Annotated in this window: 18 protein-coding genes, 1 tRNA gene and 1 pseudogene; 6 read left to right on the top strand and 14 right to left on the bottom strand. The window is 36.9% G+C overall.

The window, feature by feature from the left end:
• The first annotated feature begins 113 nt into the window (after positions 1-113).
• The 3 genes and pseudogenes from F960_RS11110 to F960_RS11100 all read left to right on the top strand — a co-directional run bounded on the left by F960_RS11110 (position 114) and on the right by F960_RS11100 (position 1,663).
• Positions 114-359: a hypothetical protein gene (locus tag F960_RS11110; RefSeq protein WP_004864141.1), complete on the top strand. Its 246-nt coding sequence runs from the start codon at positions 114-116 to the stop codon at positions 357-359.
• Between the two features lie 107 nt (positions 360-466).
• Positions 467-901 (top strand): annotated as a pseudogene (locus F960_RS11105) (PaaI family thioesterase).
• Positions 902-1,072: 171 nt separating this feature from the next.
• A complete protein-coding gene (locus F960_RS11100; protein WP_004864130.1) occupies positions 1,073-1,663 on the top strand; it encodes a DUF1269 domain-containing protein in 591 nt (196 codons plus the stop codon).
• A gap of 77 nt (positions 1,664-1,740) precedes the next feature.
• Here the strand turns inward: F960_RS11100 and F960_RS11095 are convergent, their stop codons facing one another.
• Positions 1,741-2,160 (bottom strand): hypothetical protein, encoded by a 420-nt coding sequence (locus F960_RS11095; RefSeq protein ID WP_004864129.1) that lies wholly within the window; start codon positions 2,158-2,160, stop codon positions 1,741-1,743.
• A 236-nt stretch (positions 2,161-2,396) separates the two neighbouring features.
• Between F960_RS11095 and F960_RS11090 the strand changes: the two genes are divergently transcribed.
• Positions 2,397-2,472: transfer RNA gene (locus tag F960_RS11090), tRNA-Asn, on the top strand.
• 250 nt (positions 2,473-2,722) lie between these two features.
• Here the strand turns inward: F960_RS11090 and F960_RS11085 are convergent.
• Both F960_RS11085 and F960_RS11080 read right to left on the bottom strand, forming a co-directional pair.
• Positions 2,723-3,550: a DUF4198 domain-containing protein gene (locus tag F960_RS11085; RefSeq protein WP_004864126.1), complete on the bottom strand. Its 828-nt coding sequence runs from the start codon at positions 3,548-3,550 to the stop codon at positions 2,723-2,725.
• Positions 3,551-4,010: 460 nt separating this feature from the next.
• Positions 4,011-4,973 carry an IS30 family transposase gene (locus F960_RS11080; protein ID WP_004854881.1) on the bottom strand — a complete coding sequence of 321 codons (963 nt, stop codon included), beginning with the start codon at positions 4,971-4,973 and terminating at the stop codon, positions 4,011-4,013.
• Positions 4,974-5,066: 93 nt separating this feature from the next.
• On the opposite strand from F960_RS11080, the gene F960_RS11075 reads away from it, so the two are divergent.
• The gene (locus tag F960_RS11075; protein WP_035374553.1) at positions 5,067-5,330 is read left to right on the top strand and encodes a hypothetical protein; all 264 of its coding nucleotides are present in this window, start codon (positions 5,067-5,069) and stop codon (positions 5,328-5,330) included.
• A 140-nt stretch (positions 5,331-5,470) separates the two neighbouring features.
• Here F960_RS11075 and F960_RS11070 read toward each other — a convergent pair whose 3' ends face one another.
• From F960_RS11070 to lepA, 9 genes are read right to left on the bottom strand one after another with little or no spacing between them, the layout of a single operon-like run.
• Positions 5,471-6,127 carry a MiaE family protein gene (locus F960_RS11070; RefSeq protein ID WP_004864124.1) on the bottom strand — a complete coding sequence of 219 codons (657 nt, stop codon included), beginning with the start codon at positions 6,125-6,127 and terminating at the stop codon, positions 5,471-5,473.
• Between the two features lie 33 nt (positions 6,128-6,160).
• On the bottom strand, positions 6,161-6,886 hold the full coding sequence (gene pdxJ, locus F960_RS11065) for a pyridoxine 5'-phosphate synthase (protein ID WP_004864121.1): 726 nt from the start codon (positions 6,884-6,886) through the stop codon (positions 6,161-6,163).
• A gap of 14 nt (positions 6,887-6,900) precedes the next feature.
• Positions 6,901-7,638, bottom strand: a complete 738-nt coding sequence (gene recO / locus F960_RS11060) for a DNA repair protein RecO (protein WP_171066266.1) — start codon at positions 7,636-7,638, stop codon at positions 6,901-6,903.
• 9 nt (positions 7,639-7,647) lie between these two features.
• Entirely contained in the window at positions 7,648-7,842 is a 195-nt protein-coding gene (locus F960_RS11055; protein WP_004864115.1) for an NF038104 family lipoprotein, read from the bottom strand.
• Between the two features lie 39 nt (positions 7,843-7,881).
• A complete protein-coding gene (era, locus tag F960_RS11050; protein WP_373429824.1) occupies positions 7,882-8,928 on the bottom strand; it encodes a GTPase Era in 1,047 nt (348 codons plus the stop codon).
• 11 nt (positions 8,929-8,939) lie between these two features.
• The gene (gene rnc / locus F960_RS11045; protein ID WP_004864109.1) at positions 8,940-9,632 is read right to left on the bottom strand and encodes a ribonuclease III; all 693 of its coding nucleotides are present in this window, start codon (positions 9,630-9,632) and stop codon (positions 8,940-8,942) included.
• Positions 9,604-9,981, bottom strand: coding sequence for a DUF4845 domain-containing protein (locus F960_RS11040; RefSeq protein WP_004864105.1), 378 nt, complete (start codon positions 9,979-9,981; stop codon positions 9,604-9,606). Before F960_RS11040 ends, rnc begins: the two co-directional genes overlap by 29 nt.
• 33 nt (positions 9,982-10,014) lie before the next feature.
• Entirely contained in the window at positions 10,015-10,869 is an 855-nt protein-coding gene (gene lepB, locus F960_RS11035) for a signal peptidase I (RefSeq protein WP_004864102.1), read from the bottom strand.
• Between the two features lie 22 nt (positions 10,870-10,891).
• On the bottom strand, positions 10,892-12,709 hold the full coding sequence (lepA, locus tag F960_RS11030) for a translation elongation factor 4 (RefSeq protein WP_004864099.1): 1,818 nt from the start codon (positions 12,707-12,709) through the stop codon (positions 10,892-10,894).
• Between the two features lie 429 nt (positions 12,710-13,138).
• On the opposite strand from lepA, the gene F960_RS11025 reads away from it, so the two are divergent.
• Complete coding sequence (locus tag F960_RS11025; RefSeq protein WP_154650754.1) at positions 13,139-13,351, top strand: DUF1090 family protein; 213 nt, start codon at positions 13,139-13,141, stop codon at positions 13,349-13,351.
• Positions 13,352-13,669: 318 nt separating this feature from the next.
• Here the strand turns inward: F960_RS11025 and F960_RS11020 are convergent, their stop codons facing one another.
• Together F960_RS11020 and F960_RS11015 are read right to left on the bottom strand one after the other, a co-directional pair.
• The gene (locus F960_RS11020; protein ID WP_004864093.1) at positions 13,670-14,128 is read right to left on the bottom strand and encodes an acyl-CoA thioesterase; all 459 of its coding nucleotides are present in this window, start codon (positions 14,126-14,128) and stop codon (positions 13,670-13,672) included.
• Between the two features lie 213 nt (positions 14,129-14,341).
• Positions 14,342-15,730 (bottom strand): Do family serine endopeptidase, encoded by a 1,389-nt coding sequence (locus tag F960_RS11015; protein WP_004864089.1) that lies wholly within the window; start codon positions 15,728-15,730, stop codon positions 14,342-14,344.
• Between the last annotated feature and the right edge of the window lie 158 nt (positions 15,731-15,888).

Raw genomic sequence — 15,888 nt, 5'->3', positions numbered from 1 at the left:
CATGAATAAAAAATATTTTCAGCACATTTTGAAACATATAATGATTTTATTGTTTTTTATCCACAATATAAGATGTCTTAATACCCTATAAATGAATGACAAAGAACGAATTTATGCGCTATAAAATTATTGATGTGTACCAAAAACAGCAGATTGAAAGATATATAGCCAAATGCTTAAAACAGCAATCTCCCCAATATATCGTCATTGAAAGCCCGATAAAACTGTGCCGCGAGCTGGATATCGTTGATGTAGATGCTATTGCAAATAAAGCCACTTGGGCTACAGGTGAAAAAATTGATTTACAAATCATTTCCAGCGGTGATTCTTTAGATAAAATTTACGAAATTGATCGCTAATTCATTTTATTCTTCATACAAATTCTTTAGCTTGCAAAATGACTTCCTATTCGATATTTTAAGATTAAAGTTCTTTTTTGGAACTAAAAATCAAATAGGAATAAAAAATGAATCCATTACAACTGACAGGTTTACAACTTTTACAGGCCATGTGCGATGGAAAAATTCCACCAGCCAGTATCAGCGATACCATTCCGATGCGCCCTTTTTCCGTGAGCGAAGGTTAAATCAGTTTTAAAGTGAAAGCGGATGAACGCCATTTAAATCCACTCGGTGGTGTGCATGGTGGATTTGCCGCAACAGTTTTGGATTCGGTTACGGGCTGTGCTGTACATAGTATGCTTGAAGCTGGTGTGGGTTACGGCACTATTGATCTCAATATTAAAATGTGTCGCCCTATTCCCCAAAATGTTGAACTATTAGCCACTGGAAATGTGATTAATCTCAGTAAAAATCTAGGAATTTCTGAAGGCAAAATCGTTGATGAAAACGGTAAAATTTATGCCTATGCGTCAGCAACCTGTATGATCATACGCAAATAGTTTTATAAAGTTCTTCTAAAGTATAAGCTTGGAATAACTTTTATTTTTCAAATAATTAGAATTAATTCACATTTTGTTAAATATTTATTAATAATAATTGTTTATTTTTCACATAAACATAAAGTAAAACATGAACAATGAATTCTCATAATATAAATATAGGATAACTTCATGACTCATCATATTTTACTTGCAACTTGGAACGAATCTTCTAAAGCATACGAAAGCTTTAGCCAATTAAAAAATTCGGGGTTGGCTAATATTCATCAAGCCAGTATCGTGGAACGTCAGCAAGATGGTAAATTTAAAATCCATGACCAAAATGGTGATGCTCCTGATACAAATACTTGGGGCGGAAGTATATTTGGTTCATTGATCGGTATTTTAGGTGGCCCACTCGGGGTTTTATTAGGTTTTACCGCAGGTGCTTTGATCGGTTCTGCGTTTGATGTCGATAATGCCAATGCTGATTTGGCAGTATTGGGGAAAATTGGTCAAGCTTTACCTACAGGAACTACAGGCCTGATTATCGATATCGATGAAGACTCAGATGCACTTGCTGATGAGTTTTTTAAAACCTCAGGCGCGACGCTTTACCGTTGGGATTATGATGAAGTAGAGGCAGAAATTGAAGCCTCTGTTGAAACATGGGAAGAAACTAGTCGTCAAGCCAACCTTGCTTTAAAAGAGAAAAAGAAAGCTGAAAATAAAGCCAAGCGCCAACAAAAATGGCAAGATTTTAAAGCCAAATTCCACAAATAATCTTGCGCTTTAAATGATACAAAGGTTGTTTTATTTAGAATAAAACAACCTTTTTTAATGGTTGAGAGATTTGATTTTTATCCATGTAAATGTGGACGACTTAGGGTTTTGATGTAGCAATAATATGGAAATACGGCATCAAGTGTGGTGTTGATGATTTTATTTTCAGACGCACACCATGCTCGACAAATATTATTTCCAGTAAAAATATTACCTTTCACTTCAAATAAATAGAGGTCTTGTTCTGGCTTTGCTTGCTTCGCCCATGGAAAATGGATCTGTTTCAAATTAAAATGTTTTTGAAATAACCATTTTTCAGAAAACCAAAGCTGCAATAAATCCCCCAAAAATATTTTTTTATCTTTGAAGAATTCAAGTTTGAAATGTGCATTTTCAACTTCAGTAAAGTATTGATTGGAATCATCTAATATCGCAAGATAATGTTTTTTATAATATTCTAAATTTGAAAAAATATCTGAAATGCTAAGCTTAGTCATTGCTTTCTCCGATTTAGCCATTTTTGTGCTGGCAAGTTGGTTTAAATCCACACTGTTTAGAATTACTTCTAAACTCTCTGTTTTGAATTTAATCTACCAAGCCAGTACATCGAGTGCAAGTTTTTATTCAGAAAATTGTCTTTTTGTTCATTTAAACAACATATAGACCTAAAATGAAGAAAACATGACAAATTTACTTGACCCATAAAAAAATCCCCTTATAATCGCATGCAGATTCTCCAATAGCTCAGTCGGTAGAGCGACGGACTGTTAATCCGCAGGTCCCTGGTTCGAGCCCAGGTTGGAGAGCCAAATTCTAAAAGCCCACTCTTATTGCAGTGGGCTTTTTTTATTCTATTTTTTCTTTTATTATTTACTTTTTATTTTTTACTTTAGCATCATTTTTATGTGAATCATTTAGTGACTATACAAATCTAAAAGTGATTCATATTTTTTGTACTGTAAATTAAATCTAAACATAAAATGTCTGGAACGGAAAATAATAGAGCTGTTTTTAATAAATAATCACAGCCCCAAATCACTTTAACACTCAGCTACATCATTACTCGCCCACATTAAAACTTAATGTATAACGATAGCGATTTAATTCATTTTTCTTTAAATCAAATGATTCTTGATCTTCTATTATCATCAAATACTGGTTGGCTTTATCAATTTGAAATGTCAGTATGCCATTTTGATCTGTCTTTAAGCTCTGCACTGTACTTTCATGGCTAAAATTCGTGGTCTGTGCCAAGATTTCAACCTTTGCATTTGCAACTGCCTGCCCCTGATTGGTCACTTTTAATTGTATATTTTGCTTAGTTTTAAATTGATTAGGATGGGTACCAAACTCAACATTAAATCCAGCTTGCTGAGCTTTTACAGCTGGCTCACTCAATGATTTTCTTGAGACAAATGTTTCGACGATATCAGTCGTTTTCACAGTTTTGATAGTTGCTTTTTTCGGTAAATCTTCTTCCAAAATCACGTGATCTGGCAAGGGATCTTGAGTTGGATTTGATGCAACAATCAATTTCCATTGCTGACCAATTTTTGCATAACGTGTTTCCTTGCCCTCTCGAACACCACGTATACGATAAGTACCATCGACCTTATTATCCAAACTATACTGACTCAAGGTTTGCGTCTGAGCCCATTCTTGATCAGCAATATCACTTTTCGTGCCATCTGGCGTGATTTTTATAAATTTAAAATTTTTTAATGCCACTTCTGAAGCAAATGGATTGTCATAAAAACCTGCAATGATCGAAGTATTGAGGTTATAGGTCTGAAAATTGAGGGGTGCAACATAAGGCGCATGTGCATTTGCTTGCTGCAATAAAAATAAACCACTGCTCAAAATAAGCACTTTTTTCAAAATAGACATAAGATTCAAGCCACTAAAAAAATTATGGATTGAACTTTAACATCAAATACAAATAATAACTATTATCAATTAATAAATATTCTTGTTAATTTCGATATTCGTGCTTAGAGAAAATTGCAATCTTTCATTTATACTGAGAAATATCATTTTAAAATCGCTATGCATAAGCATTTGAATGATTATTTAGGGTTCATTTATTCTAAAATCAATAACATTAATATCATCGATATGAGAAAAAATGATTCAAAATCCTTTTACAAAGTAAATCTATATGTTTTAAACATTATGAATCACATCATTAGAATAAACTTAAGGAGATAATACTGTGAAATTTATCCTCATTATTTTATTTTCTATTTCAGTCTTGGGTTGCACAACAATCAAAAATAGCTATAGGGATCAAATTTTAGAAAGTGAACTTTCAAATAAAACCATAAAAGATATATTAAGTATGGCGGATTCAAGCAGCAAGTGCAACAGTATAAAAACCAGCCATAACTTCACTTGGCGTATACCAGCCTAGTGTTTTTCTAGGACGATGGTTGAGTGAAAATTCTATCTGCTCTATTTCATCGTTTGACACGTCATCAAACGATGATGATTTTGGCAGATATTGCCGGATTAAACCATTCGTATTTTCATTTCTAGCTCGCTGAATAGACTTGTAAGGATCAGCAAAATAAGTATCTATGCCGACATCAGTAATTCTTTTGTGTTCGGCAAATTCCTTTCCATTATCAAATGTTACACTATAAGCATGGCTCATTCGTAAACGATCTAATGCACAAGTAATCGTTTTAGAGGATGCTCTCGTTGACCCTAAATGAACAATATGTACGTACAGGCTCTTTCGATCAACGAGGGTTAATAAAGCTCCTTTATGATGTTTACCAATCACCGTATCACCTTCGAAATCTCCTAAACGTTGTCGCTGATCAATGACCTGGTCTCGGCAATGAATACTTGTTTTATCAATGATTTGCCCTCTACGATCCGTGTTTTTGTAACCTCGTTTTCGATATTTCTTCTGATGCCTTAAGTGTAGATGGAGGTTACCTCCTTGTGATTTATCTTGATAAATGTGCTGGTAAATCCACTCATGTGAAGGTACATCCAGCCAACCGCGTTGTGTTAAAGCACCTGAAATTTGTTCTGGTGACCAGTCTAAGCCAATTAAGTAATCAATATAAGCGAAGGCAAATGCTGTCATGGATGATGAAGGATGGTACCGTCTTTGACTTGCAAATTTCGCTGCCTGTTGAGCTCTATATCCACGTTGCCCAGTATTTCTTTTTAACTCACGGTAGATGGTTGATCGTGAACGCCCTAACTCCCGAGCAAGGCTAGCGATTGAACTTTTACTTTTCAAAGTAGCATAAATTTCGTATCTTTCATCTTGAGAAAGTTGGGTGTATTTCTTCATTGTGTGCTTTCCAATTGCGAGTTGAAAAAGTCTAATGATTCTATGAATACACCTAACTTTTTCAACTAACTACAAGTGTGTTGCACTTGGGATTTGAATCTGCGTATTTTAAAAGATGGTCATGTAGGATTTATTGCTGAGCCTCCTTGTTTTCTTTCTAGCATCTATATTTTATCTGCAGATAAATTGGTTATAGTTGATTTGGAAATCAATAATATACCCACTGAACTTAGAGAAAATACAATAACTTGTCGTTGGCAAGTGGAAAATTTTTATCAGTATTATCCTTCAAAAATAAAAGTAAGGAAAATAGATCAAAACTATATTGAAAAATTTAATCGACCTTTCAATAAATAAAGCTAAACTTCAAATTATCTTAAATATACTTTTTGCAACACATTAAATTTATAATCTCAATGAAATGCTAATTTTCGAGTGACCTTTCTTCAAAAAATTCGAAGAAAGATCACCTTATTTATATAATAATATTCAACAGTTTAAGCTGATATCTTTTCAGGAATTCCACTATGGAACCTAAAAGTTTTATCTGGGCTTAAGATCAGATTTTTTTCGACTTCTCGAATATGCTCGATACGACCTTGGATATCTTCCTCAGGATCTTTAAGTTTCGCAGTTTTCGCGACATCTAAAGCCAAGGCCAAATAATCTTCATAATGGCGTGATTCTGATTTAAGCAGATAACGATAGTAACGCCCCAACTCTTCATCAACCAATGGTGCTAGTGCATAAAAACGCTCACATGAACGTGCTTCAACAAATGCGCCAATGACAAGCACATCAATCAAAGCTTCAGGCTCATAAGTTCGAATTTCTTTACGTAAACCACCTGCATAACGCCCTGCGCTCAAGCCTTGCCATTTTTGCCCACGCTTGGTCATAAACTCAAGAACTTGCTCATAGTGCAGCATTTCTTCACGGACCAATTGTGCGAGCTTAACTTGCAGATCAGTAAAGAAACTATAGCGAAACATCAAGTTCATGGCTGTACCTGCTGCTTTTTTTTCGCAGTTGGCATGATCTTGCATCAAAATATCAAGATGATCTAATGCTTCATCTAACCAAGCCTTTGGTGTTTCGCACCCCAAAAATGCAATGACAGGCTGCATCAATGCATCATAATCAATATTAGACATAACTATCCCAATTTACTTTGTTACAGCTCTTTCTTATCGTGCAGCATGAATTGCAGCTTTCATTTCTTTTACTGCATGAACCAAACCAACAAAAATACTGTCTGCAATGATGGAATGACCAATATTCAATTCATTAATTTCTGGAATTGCGGCAATGGCATGAACATTTTCAAGGTTTAAACCATGTCCTGCATTGACCACCAAACCTTTGCTCGCTGCGTATTTAGAACCTTGAACAATACGTTCCAATTCATGTAATTGTTCAGCTTCTGTTTCAGCATCAGCATAGCGTCCAGTATGCAATTCAATGGTTGGCGCACCGCAAGCAACCGCAGCATCAATTTGCGCAAAATCAGGATCAATAAACAATGAAACATCAACACCAATCGCATTCAATGCTTGAGTCGCAGCTTTTACATGTTCAAAATGAGTCACCACATCTAAACCACCTTCAGTGGTTAACTCTTGGCGCTTTTCTGGTACAAAACAGACATGATGCGGTTTAACTTCTTTGGCAAGCTCAACCATTTCATCAGTGACTGCTATTTCCAAATTCATTTTAGTTTTCAATGCACCGCGCATACGACGAACATCAGCATCTTGGATATGGCGACGATCTTCACGTAAATGCAAAGTAATGCCTTGTGCACCCGCCTCTTCACAGATCAATGCTGCATTGATTGGATCAGGATAAGTAGTACCTCGTGCCTGTCTTAGCGTTGCAACATGGTCGATATTTACACCTAACAAAGCAGCCATAATGATGTCCTAAATTAAGATTTTGATTGAACTTTTGCTTGAGTTGTCGATGCAAAATTTTGGATCCACAACTGTCGGCTTTTCAATGGGCGGTCACCCAAAAGTGCCGAGATCATTTGCCGATAAAGTTTACCCAACAATTGTAACTGTTCTGGATTAAAATCCATACCCTTTTCATAGTGTTGCATACTCATGATTTGAGCACCAAGTAAAGCGGCATTGGAACGATGAGAAATTGGGATAAATCCATCCGAAAGTTGGAATTGATAATGTTGTGTAGCTAAAATCTGATTTTGGCTTGCATCTGTTTCATAATCAAGTGGATAGCCAAGCTCTTCAAGTAGAGCATGTTCAAATTGACGTAAAATTTGTCTTAGAAAAATATTGGCATCTGGATGATCAGATAAGTTTTGTAAATGCGCCAGAGTCAGATGATATTGCTCAAATGTTTCAGGCATGCTTTCTTCGAGAGGACACAATCTGAGGATAACTTCATTGAGGTAAAACCCAGAAAAGAATGCATCACCAAAGAAAAAAACGGGCTGGTTTACAATTTCAAGCTTGGAAAAATTTTTAAGCTCACCACGCCCCGTTGCTTGGATACATATCGGTTGATATTGAGGCGGAGGTGTTTGACGTAAAATACCGTCAACACGACCATGCTCTTGTGTAAATAAATGCACAATATGGCTACGTTCACGGTATTTTCGATGATGGATGAGATAACCATGCAAGAGTTCATTACGCATGATATAGCAGGTTTAATCCTTATCTTTGTCCTTTTTGTCGTCTTCGTCATCATCCCCATCAGGAATAACAGCGCCAACAACAGCGGCTGTGCCTTTTACAACACCTTTGGTTACACCATAGGCCGCTTTTACAGGAACTGTAACGATTTTTGTGATACAGCCTTGAAGCATAAATACACATGCAAGAACGGTTAAAACTCGGATCATTACAGTTACTCGACTTTTTTTGTTTACTGGTATCCGCGATTAGATATCACTATAACCTAAACTTTTTAGCGCACGTTCATCATCAGACCAACCACCTTTGACTTTAACCCAAAGTGTAAGCATGATCTTTTGTTCAAACATTTTTTCCATGTCTGCACGTGCATCCATACCAATTTTTTTCAGCTTTGTGCCTTTATCGCCAATAACAATGGCTTTTTGACCCGAACGCTCTACAAAAATGGTGGCATCAATAAAAGTACAAGGTGGTTTAATTTTACCTGTTTTTTCATTGATCGAAGATTCTTCAGTTTTAAATGATTCGATTTGAACCGTTAAATCATAAGGAAGCTCTTCGCCCAACTGACGCATGATTTTTTCGCGAATAATTTCACTTGCCAAGAAACGTTCTGAACGATCTGTGACTTGATCCATTGAGTACAATGGTGGCTGAAATGGCAAGTACTTTTCAATTGATTCACGAAGATGATCAAGATTGGCACCACGAAGCGCAGAAACTGGAACAATTTCCACAAAATTCATGAGCTTGGTACGCTCTTGAATCAATGGTAACAACATTTTTTTATCTTCTAATGTGTCAATTTTATTGATCACGAGCATTACTGGCATTTCAGCATTTTTTAGTTTTTCGAGTACTAAATCGTCGTTTTGAGTCCATTTATGACCATCAACAACGAAAAGAACTAAATTGACATCGCGAAGTGCAGAATGTGCAGCACGATTCATCATTTTATTGATGGCACGTACTTCTTTTTTATGCATCCCCGGCGTATCTACATAGACCGCTTGAGATTTTTCACGTGTATCAATCCCCACGATCTTGTGACGTGTGGTTTGCGGTTTACGTGAAGTAATTGATAGCTTTTGTCCCAACAAGTGATTCATTAACGTAGATTTACCTACATTGGGACGTCCAACAATGGCAACAAATCCGCTTTTATAATCAGCTGGAATCGTCATTCCTTGTGAACTAAAAAATTGATCAATGAGATCATTATCCTGTTGTTCAAGATGTTCTGTATCTTGAATTTCAGAGTCTTGATCTACATTGTTTTGATCATTCTGAATCGACATGAAGGTTATTGCTCCAATAACTTTAAAATTTGTGCCGCGACTGCTTGTTCAGCAAATCGGCGACTAGATCCCTCACCCAGCATTGTTGGCAAGTCTTCTACTATACATTCTACTTTGAAATGTTGGTTTGGTGCATCACCTTGAATATCTACAACCTCATAATGCGGTAAAGGTTTTTTACGAGCTTGTAGATATTCTTGTAACCGTGATTTCGGATCTTTTAACTGATCAGTAGGTTCAATATGTTCTAAATATGGTTCGTACCATTTTAAAACGATTTTCTGTAATACAGGTAAATCAGCGCTATCGACATATATCGCACCGATAATTGCTTCTACAGTATCCGCCATGATTGATTCACGGTGATGACCGCCTGATTTGAGTTCACCTGTACTCAAAATCATACTTTGACTAAGTTTCAAGTCGTTTGCAATTTTCCCGAGTGCTTCTTGACGAACCAAGGTTGCACGCATACGGGTCAATCGACCTTCATTTTCTTCAGGATAAGCATGATACAAATAATTTGCAATGATCATCCCTAACAATGAATCACCTAAAAACTCTAGTCGTTCATAGTTATATTTGTGGCTCACCGATCGGTGTGTCAGCGCAAGCTTAAGTAATTCAGGTTGTTTAAACTGATAACCGATGCGACTTGGTAAGCGAAAATCACCTACTTTGGACTGACCTTTGATCAAAACTTTTCTCGAATGTGAGGACTAAATCAATCGAGGAAAAGAAATGTCTTCTTACCTCATATTGCTTAATCACTTTAAGACCATTATTTTCGTTTGAAATTTTAGCAATATCGGCAAACTGGATGTCTGTAATATTGTATCTTTCCAAACCCTGACTCACTTGAGCCCTAAAACTAGATGGTGTGCTATCAAATGGAGCCTCGAGTAGAGACTCTTTAATTTGATTATTAATCACACGATCATCCCAATAGGCAGGCCATATTGCTAGTAAAAATTTAGCAATGAAAATAAAAGCCACCACCCCAAATAAAATAGAGAGGTACGCTGTACCTCGCTGTGATGTTGCCATTTTTATCACCCTAAGGTGTTTATGATTTTCTAATTAGTCAATTTTACCATTTCGACTGAAAGAAGGTAAGTGCCATCCTGGCTCTTTATGCATCCAGACATACACTGCGTGACCAGTTAAATTTTCTTCAGGCACAAAGCCCCAGAAACGGCTGTCCGCACTTTGGTCACGGTTATCACCCATCGCAAAGTATTTACCATCGGGTACTTTAACTTCCCAGTTTTGTTCGTGCGAAAGTGGATACATACGTTCTACATTTTGAACATAAGCTTTAGCATCAGGTGTAGTCTGTTCAGAATTGATTTCTTGAGTGGTAAAATGATGCTCACCCAAAGATGAACTATATTTTGTACCCGCCAAATCAACCATCACTTGCTGACCACCCATTTCATTGGCTTTAGCATTGATCGTGGTATTTGCAGCAAAAGTACGCTCTTGTTTTTGACCATTGACAAACAACACACCATTTTCAAACTTAAGCGTATCACCTGGCAAACCGACAATACGTTTGATATAGCTAATTTTTGGATTTTCAGGATAACGGAATACTGCAACTTCGCCACGCTGAGGCTCACCAACACTGATCAATTTTGAATTGGTAATTGGCATACGAATACCATATTGGTATTTATTTACCAAAATATAGTCACCTGTTTGTAGTGTTGGCACCATTGATTCTGAAGGAATATTAAATGGTTCAAAAACAAAAGAGCGCAACACTAAAACTACGGCAAGTACAGGCCAGAAGTCATACGCCCACGTGATGATGAAACTCTCTTCTCCCCGCCCTTTAGTTTCGCGTTGTTTCAACACAAACTTATCGAGTAACCACAATCCGAAAAAGACCAGAGTAAGTGGAACGAGAATTAAATTAAAATCAAAATCCATGAGTGGGTGTACCTCTACCTTATTATCTTTCTACTTTTAACACAGCCAAGAACGCTTCTTGTGGGATTTCAACGCTACCCACTTGTTTCATGCGTTTCTTACCTTCTTTTTGCTTCGATAAGAGTTTCTTCTTACGCGACACGTCACCACCATAACATTTTGCCAATACGTTTTTACGCATTGCTTTTACAGTAGATCGAGCAATAATCTGTGCACCAATTGCAGCTTGGATTGCCACATCAAACATTTGACGAGGAATCAAGTCTTTCATTTTTTCAACCAATGCAATACCACGATGACGTGCATCATTACGGTGACAAATCATGGCTAAAGCATCAACTTTCTCACCATTAATTAATACATCAACCTTAACTAAAGATGAACTTTCGAAACGCACAAAGTTGTAATCGAGTGAAGCAAAGCCACGCGAGCATGATTTCAAACGGTCAAAGAAGTCCATAACCACTTCAGCCATCGGGATTTCAAAAGTAATAGAAACTTGATTACCCAAGAACTTCATGTCTTTTTGTACGCCACGGCGCTCAATACATAAAGTCATGACATTACCCAAATATTCTTGCGGAACAAGGATATGACATTCAGCAATCGGTTCACGCAAATCTTCTACGGTTGAACCATCAGGCATTTTTGACGGACTATCGATATAAATCGTTTGCCCTGCTTTAGTCAGTGCTTCATAAATTACAGTTGGCGCAGAACTAATCAAATCCAAATCGTACTCACGCTCTAAACGTTCTTGTACGATTTCCATGTGTAGCATGCCCAAGAAGCCACAGCGGAAACCAAAACCAAGCGCATCTGAACTTTCTGGCTCAAAGAATAACGCAGAGTCATTGATTTGCAATTTGTGCAATGCTTCACGGAATGGTTCAAAATCACTGGCATCAATCGGGAATAAACCCGCATAAACCTGTGGTTTAACCTTTTTAAAACCTGGCAAAGTTTTTACATCTGGCGTAGTCGATAAGGTGATGGTATCACCCACTGGCGCACCAAAAATATCTTTAATCCCAGCAATCACAAAACCTACTTCACCGGCTTCTAAAATATCAGTTTCAGTATGTTTAGGATTGAAAATACCTACAGAAGTGATGATATGCGTTTGACCTGTTGATTTGACCAGCATTTTGTCGCCTTTTTTTACACGACCTTGCTTGATACGAACCAATGAAACTACACCAAGATAGTTATCGAACCATGAGTCAACAATCAATGCTTGCAATGGTGCATCACGATCGCCTTCTGGTGGTGGAATCACTTCAACCAACATTTCCAGAACACTCTCAACACCTAAACCTGTTTTTGCTGAACATGTTGGTGCATGAGTTGCTTCGATGCCGATGATTTCTTCGATTTCGTGAATCACACGCTCTGGTTCTGCTTGTGGCAAATCAATTTTATTTAAAATAGGTAAAACTTCTAAGCCTTGTTCAATCGCGGTATAACAGTTTGCTACAGACTGAGCTTCTACGCCCTGTGCTGCGTCTACCACCAACAATGCCCCTTCACAAGCGGCAAGCGAACGTGACACTTCATATGAAAAGTCAACGTGTCCCGGTGTATCAATAAAATTCAGTTGATACTCTTGACCATTTGGATGCTTGTAATACAAAGTAACAGAAGTCGCTTTGATCGTAATACCGCGTTCACGCTCTAATTCCATAGAATCAAGAACTTGGGCTTGCATTTCACGATCTTGTAAACCGCCACACATCTGGATAAAACGGTCAGCCAAAGTCGACTTACCATGGTCAATGTGAGCAATAATCGAGAAATTACGAATATTTTTAATATCAACGGATTTTTTAGCTTGCGCCATGGGCTACCTTGAACAATAAAATAGGCTATGTAAGAAATTTAAACTACATAGCAAAAGCTGAATAACAAATTGCGGAAGATTATAGCAGATGGATTTTTTAAAGTATTCATATTAATCACGGTCGAACAACAAATATTGCCCTAAATTGAACGAACTACACATAAATTTAGCGATCAATCAAATTCAAGATTTATTTGAACTTTAAAATAATCAAGGCAAATTAAATCCATGACAATAAAACCATGCCATTCACATTATTTTTCTACTATGACAAGTACAAGCATTCAGCTTGGCATTTTAATCCCAATATGAGATTAAGACACACGATATAGTGTTTAAAATCAATTAAATATTACATTTATTAACATGAAATACACTTTTAGAGCACAAGTTAAAATTATGATATATATTGCATTTTTGGATATTATTATGATGTTTACACGTATTTTACTTACTCTCTCGGTTGCATTAATTTCAGTAAATTCTTTCGCTTACGATGCTCACTCTTGCAAGATCAAAAGAGAAAAATTAGTTCAACAACTACATTATGCTAAACAGTATAACAATACCCAACGAATTAAAGGCTTAGAACGTGCATTGGCTCGTTTGGATCAAAAATGTGCGGTCTATGTAGCAAAATAATTTTTTTTATCAAGCTATACACTCAACGGCGTATAGCTTGAGTTTTATAATATTAGGGTCTGTTGACATTTCACAACTGAATTGCGTTGTTGGCTAAAATTGAGCAGGCAAGGCACGAAATGCAGAGAATGGCGAGACCATTTTCAAATTTCGTAACGAAGCCTGAGATAATTTTAGCTACAACCCTTCGGGACGAGAGTATTTTTTGACGCTATTTCGTTGTAGTTTGATCATTTAGATCACTAAATTTCTCAATCTACGCCTCATATCATCTAAAAAATACTCAGCGTCGCAACCAATTTGAAATGTCAACAGACCCTATCTTTGTGAAAAATATTCTTGTGAAAAATCATACGGATCTTGTTCACCATCGTAGGGTTGATAGGCCTGTATAAAAGTTGGTGACATACGCTTTGGACGACCCGTTTCTATTTCGACACATGCCCATTTGGTATTTGCGACAAACAGTAAAGCTTGGTCTTTTGCTCTATAGAATGCATATTGACGAAATGAATATAAGGCATTGATATCATTGAACCAAGTTCTTAAAACAATCTCATCGCCTTCTAATGCCGCTTTGCGATATTGCACATGATGCTCCACCGCAACCATGGCATGTTTCATCTCTAGATATTTATTCAAACCTACGCCTAAATGCTCAATATGTGCCGTCGCTACATCTTGCATCCAAGCCACATAAACCACGTTATTGACATGCCCTAAAATATCAATATGCTCAGGTTTTACCGTTATTTTTAAATCAAAAAAATTGCTCATTTCAATCAGTTCAACAGATTTCTTTGCTAGATACGTTAATCGATTTTTGGCTAAATGATAGTGCTCAATCTGTTCAAATTGAGTTTATTTTACTTTTTGCTTATTTTTTAAACGTCATTTTTTCGGCAGATGTAAAACGCTTGATATTTCATTTTAATTTTCATAAAAAAATAGCCACAGATTTGTGGCTATTGCACTATAAAAACACTTAAATTATTGGATACGTAGTCCCAACATCGCATGTTGTCCTTGGCGAATGATCGAAACACGAGCAACCGTATTTTTTTGCAAATCCGCAACTGCATCTACAAAATCATTAGGATTGTTAATTTTCTTGTTGTTGAGTTGGGTAATGATATCACCTGGCATAATACGCGATTGCGCAGCCAAACCGTTAAAAGTCACATCATCCACATAAACGCCGCCTTTAACATCCAAGCGACCCATTTCTGTCTGACTCAGTGCACGAATAGACATACCTAACACTGGACCTTGACGCTTTTTCTGTGCAGTTGAAGCCGCAGGTGCAGGAGTATCATCAGGAGCTGTAGATAAAGTAGCAGAAATCACTTTAGGTTTATTATCACGTAAAACTTCAAGCTGAATGTTTTGATTTGGCATTGTACGATTGAGATAATTCAACAGGTCAGCTGTACGTAAAATTGGCGAGCCATTATATTTCATCACCACATCACCCGCTTTAAACCCTGCTCTGTCTGCTGGTGAATTTGGCGTAACTTGAGTAATCAATGAACCTTCTGGTTTAGGCAATTTATACGCATCCGCAAGATTACGATCAATATCTTGAAGCATCACGCCCAAGTATGAACGCGTCACTTTACCATTTTTCTTCAACTGATCGACGACATCATTTACAACATCGATAGGAATGGAAAATGACAAGCCCATATACCCGCCTGTACCACTAAAAATTCGCGAGTTAACCCCTACAACTTCACCATTTTGGTTAAATAGTGGACCACCCGAGTTTCCGGGATTTAAAGCCACATCAGTTTGAATAAAAGGTACTGAATTTTCACCTAACATATTACGTGATTTTGCACTAACAATACCTGCTGAAGCAGAGTAATCAAATCCAAAAGGAGAGCCGATCGCTAAAACAGGCTGCCCAACTTTTAATTGATTAATATCTCCTGTTCTAAGCGCAGGAAAACTGCCGCCATCTACTTTTAATAAAGCCACATCGGTACGCTCATCACTCCCCACAAGCTTGGCATCCAATTCACGGCGATCATTTAAAGTAATGGTAATTTTTGAAGCATCTTCAATCACGTGATGGTTTGTTACCAAATAACCATCTTTGCTAATAAAAAAGGCACTTCCATAAGCCGTTTTTTCTTGCGGTGCTTGCTGCTGTGGAATGATGATCTGATTGCCAAAAAAGCGCTTCAATATTTCAGGAACTTGTTGTTGTAAAAGTTCTTCCTGAGACATTTTTTTTACAACACTTACACTGACAACAGCAGGGCTAACTTGCTCTACCAGATTGGAAAAATCAACAGGTGCAGCTGCTTGAGATTGTGTAGCAACAACCGTAAAAACAGCAGCATACATCCCTTTTTGTATAACGCGACTATTCATGAACCACAAACCCATATGTTAAGCATTAATCGTAAAAATAGTTTGTAACACAAACTTGGTTATCTTTTAGTAATAATATGTTGGATTATAATTGGCAAAACAACATCTTATGCAAAATATTACAAAACAAATATTTTTATTGGAAATTTGATTTAAAA

Source organism: Acinetobacter gerneri DSM 14967 = CIP 107464 = MTCC 9824 (genome assembly GCF_000368565.1).
Classification (GTDB): Bacteria; Pseudomonadota; Gammaproteobacteria; order Pseudomonadales; family Moraxellaceae; genus Acinetobacter; species Acinetobacter gerneri.
This window is presented reverse-complemented; position numbering and strand designations above follow the sequence as displayed.